Annotated in this window: 5 protein-coding genes; 4 read left to right on the forward strand and 1 reads right to left on the reverse strand. The window is 32.4% G+C overall.

The features are described 5' to 3' along the window. Positions 1-138 precede the first annotated feature (138 nt). The 4 genes from AMS59_RS23525 to AMS59_RS23540 all read left to right on the forward strand — a co-directional run bounded on the left by AMS59_RS23525 (position 139) and on the right by AMS59_RS23540 (position 2,546). Positions 139-516, forward strand: coding sequence for an SMI1/KNR4 family protein (locus AMS59_RS23525; RefSeq protein WP_082337780.1), 378 nt, complete (start codon positions 139-141; stop codon positions 514-516). 108 nt (positions 517-624) lie between these two features. Continuing rightward, positions 625-1,113 (forward strand): hypothetical protein, encoded by a 489-nt coding sequence (locus AMS59_RS25705; protein ID WP_053486133.1) that lies wholly within the window; start codon positions 625-627, stop codon positions 1,111-1,113. 103 nt (positions 1,114-1,216) lie between these two features. Then, complete coding sequence (locus tag AMS59_RS23535) at positions 1,217-1,723, forward strand: hypothetical protein (protein ID WP_053486134.1); 507 nt, start codon at positions 1,217-1,219, stop codon at positions 1,721-1,723. 352 nt (positions 1,724-2,075) lie between these two features. Then, positions 2,076-2,546, forward strand: a complete 471-nt coding sequence (locus tag AMS59_RS23540) for an Imm30 family immunity protein (RefSeq protein WP_053486135.1) — start codon at positions 2,076-2,078, stop codon at positions 2,544-2,546. A gap of 675 nt (positions 2,547-3,221) precedes the next feature. Here the strand turns inward: AMS59_RS23540 and AMS59_RS23545 are convergent. Then, positions 3,222-3,884, reverse strand: coding sequence for a hypothetical protein (locus tag AMS59_RS23545; RefSeq protein ID WP_369814359.1), 663 nt, complete (start codon positions 3,882-3,884; stop codon positions 3,222-3,224). Positions 3,885-3,992: the final 108 nt, after the last annotated feature.

Here is a 3,992-nt window from a genome sequence, read left to right on the forward strand (position 1 = left end):
TATTGGCAAAGTGGTAACGGAAAAATCCTTTTATCGCTCAATAATAAACTTATTTTTTCCTAATCAACACGCCTGAACTTTTATAAAAGTAGTAAGATAGAGGACTTCTTGACATCCTTAGAGAAGGACTCTTATCCAATGAAACCCTGCAGTAAGGATGATAGATCAAAATTAGTAAAATTATCTCCAACTCGAACACTTCCTAAAACCTATTTGGATTTCATGAATAAAGCTGGTAATGGAATTGAATTTTTAGTTGGTACCGATTATTCGATGAAGTATATTATTGATTTAAAAGAGTGGGCTATTGAACTTTTGGAGGAAAATAATTTCATAAAAAAGCTCACAGATAATCAGTTTATATTTATGATGCATCAAGGATATATGTTCTGGTTTTTTAATTTAAATGATGGGGACGATCCAGCGGTATATCGTTATGATGAAAGTGTAGAATTAGATGATTTTAATAAGGTCAGTGATACTTTATCAGATTTTTTAATTTCCCTATACAATTGATAGAAGAGTCTAAATAACATAATGATTTTAACTTGACAATTATTTGATAGGGCTAACACTGGAATAGAATTGCTAACAACAAGTGGAATGAGTTTGGAGGGTGACAAAATGCCAAGTTATAAATTAAATAAAGGTATAGTTGATAATCAAATATTTGAGGAATTCGAAGAGCAAAAGGGAGTAAGTCTATTTAATCATTCAGCAAATTGCTGTAGTATTGATGATTTTTTAGCAATTGCGTACACACTCTGCCCAGATATAATTGAAATAAATGGGTATATTTTTATTTCAGATTTGTTTGATGCAGAAGGAGAAAATGCACTTGAGAGAATTAGAAGACTTGAAGAACAGTTTAATGGAGATAAAATTAAAATAGAGCAATGGGTAAATAGTAGAAGTTTGGGTGATTTTTTTATTGGTAGTTATACTCAGTCAATGGAGAATGATAAAATAATCGATGAGTTTGCTAAGGCATTAGTATATTTTTGGGATAAAAGGGTAAAAGAATTGTTTCCTAATAAAAATATTATTATTGAAATAGGGGATGAAATTATGGGGGAATTAGGGCTTTCTATTACTATGTATGAGCAATTGTAAGCGTATTTATTATTCATCCAGATGTTCAATTAGGTAGTGTATATGGATGACATAAATTTATAGTTGAGGATGTTTGTAGAATGCCTGAATAAGGTGGAAAATGATGTTCAAAATTAGTTTCAAAATATTTGAAAATGATAGCGTAGAGGAAATGGAGCTCAATGGGGCAGATGGATATTTTCAATTTGAAATTGATAATGAAACTTATGGTATTTTTATCCCTGAAGATATTGATGAGTTTTCAGTCTCTATTTATTGGTGGTTGTATTATTTTTTAAAAGCTGTATTAATTTCGAAAACTGAAAACTATGTTTTAATCAGTGATATTGAAAAACCAAAGATTTGGATTGAACTAATAAAAGAAAAAAATATAGTGAAAATAAGTAAAGTTACTGCTGATAAACCTGAAGGAAGTGGGGCAATAGAAACGAAAGAAATGCCTAATTTAATTCATCAGTATTGGAAAGATAAACAAGTTAGTTATGAGAACCTCAAAACAGAAGTAGTAAATAAAACTAAGTTATATATCGAAGAATTAAGAGTATTAAATAATGAAGTTAATAAAGATATTTTGAATTTGGAAAGTTTAATACTAGAAATAGAAAAATAAATTGTTAGGTGTGCCTATTTTGATCCGACAAGGTGAAAAATAGTTTTTTACAAAAGAATCATAATACCCAAAGTTCCAGGACAAGGGGAAGGCATTGAAGAACCTTTACATATGGATTGAATAAAGAACAAGACCAGAAGATGTTGATCTATACATGTCTTTGAAGCCACGAGATGCTCTCTAGCATTTGATATAAATGATTTAAGGAGAATTCTTAAAGAAGATGGATTATTTAATAAAGAAAATAAAGGTAAGTTGAAAGAATATAACGAATAATATGAAGAATACAAGAGCAATAATATGAAGATTTTTGATAAGCCGAAGTAATAAATGTAAAAAGGAGTAAAATATAATGAATTTCAAAGAAAGTATTTCCACTTTATACAAAATGCGTTTTCTAGAAAACGAAGGTGACAATATTGAAGAGTTTGAAAATATACTTAATGAATTATCACATAGAGGGACGAATGATTTAATTCCTGACCTTTGTACGATTTTTGAGGATGATATTGCAGAACCTTCGGCAGGCGACGACCTTATTGAAACAATATTTTATATTGCTGAAAATTCTGGGTGGGAAGAAGGATTATATAAACTTGCTATTAGTATACCTAAAATGTTGCCTCACGCAGAATTTTGGGCTGAGAGAATTCATCGGACACTTTTAAACTCAGAAAATTTGATAATATCATATATCAATGCATTAGAGAATGTAAGTGATCCTACAAAACAATTAATTAAAGGAATTCTTTTTGAGATAAAAGAGGAAGATTCAGACTTATATTTAGAAAAAGTTAATTCAATCTTAGAAAAGTTGAGCTGAAAAAATAGTTTTAAAAATCAGGTGTGTTGATTAACCATTTTTATACATCCAAAGAGGCTGATTTCCGCTACGGGCTACTCGCTTTCCTGCGGGCGAGCGTCGAGCCGCTTCCTCTGCTTCCTCCGCTTCCTCCGCTTCCTCTGCTTCCTCCGCTTCCTCCGCTTCCTCCGCTTCGCTCCGTGCAGGGTCTCGTCTGTCTCGCTTTCCCGCGGGAGTCGAGTAGCCCTACGCTACAATCAGTTAAAATGGAAATATATTGGCAAAGTGGTAACGAAAAAATCCTTTTATCGCTCAATAATAAACTTATTTTTTCCTAATCAACACGCCTGTTTAAAAATAATACTTAAGATACTAGATGTTGTTATTATAATGAAATTTCCCAAAATTGTTTTGGATATACCTTCCGATAGAATGAAACCGTATTGAAACTGATGGATGTATAATTAATAATGTTCAGCTACGTAACTATTGTTGCAAATTGAAATAATAGTAAGAGACTGTGACGAAAGTGTTTCAACTAACAAAAAAACCGAACTATAGAATGAAACGCTCATGAAATGTTTCAGAATAGTTAGGTTTTTCTACTTATCATGTTTGTTAATTTAGAGATTTTTGGCTTTATGAAGGAACCCTTTAGTTATGTAACAGCCTCTTATTCCAATAGGTACCGAATTTTTATACTTCCCACTCGATATCTATTTCCTCAAAAGAAATTCTGCTTTCAGCTAACCCTTCTTCATCTTCAGATTCAATCATTTGAATTTCCTCTGCGGTTAAAACAATGGTTTTATAGGGATTTTCTATTTTACGATGGAAGATAGACTTTAGTAGGTTAATTTGTACATTAGTCATTTCAGCATCCTCTTGCCATTCAGCAATAGCAGTTTCTATGTCCATTGTTTGTCTTTCTAAGAGAAAGCCACCGTTTTCAATCACTTCATCAATTTCCTCTTGTGAATAGATTTCCTCGCCAGTTCCCCAAAAAGCAGCAGTAATCATAGGTACTGTCTTTCCATTAATATCTTCTAACAAATATTGGAGCGTTTCAGCTGTGGCTAACTCTTTTACTTCTTCGGGTGCATCCTTAAAGTATTCTAAAGCATTTTTATAGTCTGATACCCTTTCGTTATTATCATTACGAAAGGCGGCTACTAAGTAGTTAGAATGGAATGTTATTGTCCCACGTGTGCCAGAACTATCCTGTACGTTGTAATTGAAGCCATCCCAAGACTGTTCGTGAGCAAATTCTGGGTAGTGTGCAACGTTTATTGCGTGAGCGATTGAAGCCAACATACATCCTTTCCAAAGTTTCTCTCTATTCCAAGTGATCTTTTTCATAGCTATTCAATCCCTTTCTAGTTTATATAAGTAACTCAAACTTCGCAGACTGAAATCGACAAATAAGCCTTGATATAATTAGGAAGGCTGGCAATCCATTGCTGAAGT

Origin of the sequence: Lysinibacillus sp. FJAT-14745, assembly GCF_001275675.1 — a bacterium.
Lineage (GTDB): Bacteria > Bacillota > Bacilli > Bacillales_A > Planococcaceae > Lysinibacillus.

Coding starts and splice junctions, on each gene's coding strand:
- AMS59_RS23525 (WP_082337780.1), top strand. CDS start 139: ATGAAACCCTGCAGTAAGGATGATAGATCAAAATTAGTAAAATTATCT.
- AMS59_RS25705 (WP_053486133.1), top strand. CDS start 625: ATGCCAAGTTATAAATTAAATAAAGGTATAGTTGATAATCAAATATTT.
- AMS59_RS23535 (WP_053486134.1), top strand. CDS start 1,217: ATGTTCAAAATTAGTTTCAAAATATTTGAAAATGATAGCGTAGAGGAA.
- AMS59_RS23540 (WP_053486135.1), top strand. CDS start 2,076: ATGAATTTCAAAGAAAGTATTTCCACTTTATACAAAATGCGTTTTCTA.
- AMS59_RS23545 (WP_369814359.1), bottom strand. CDS start 3,884: ATGAAAAAGATCACTTGGAATAGAGAGAAACTTTGGAAAGGATGTATG.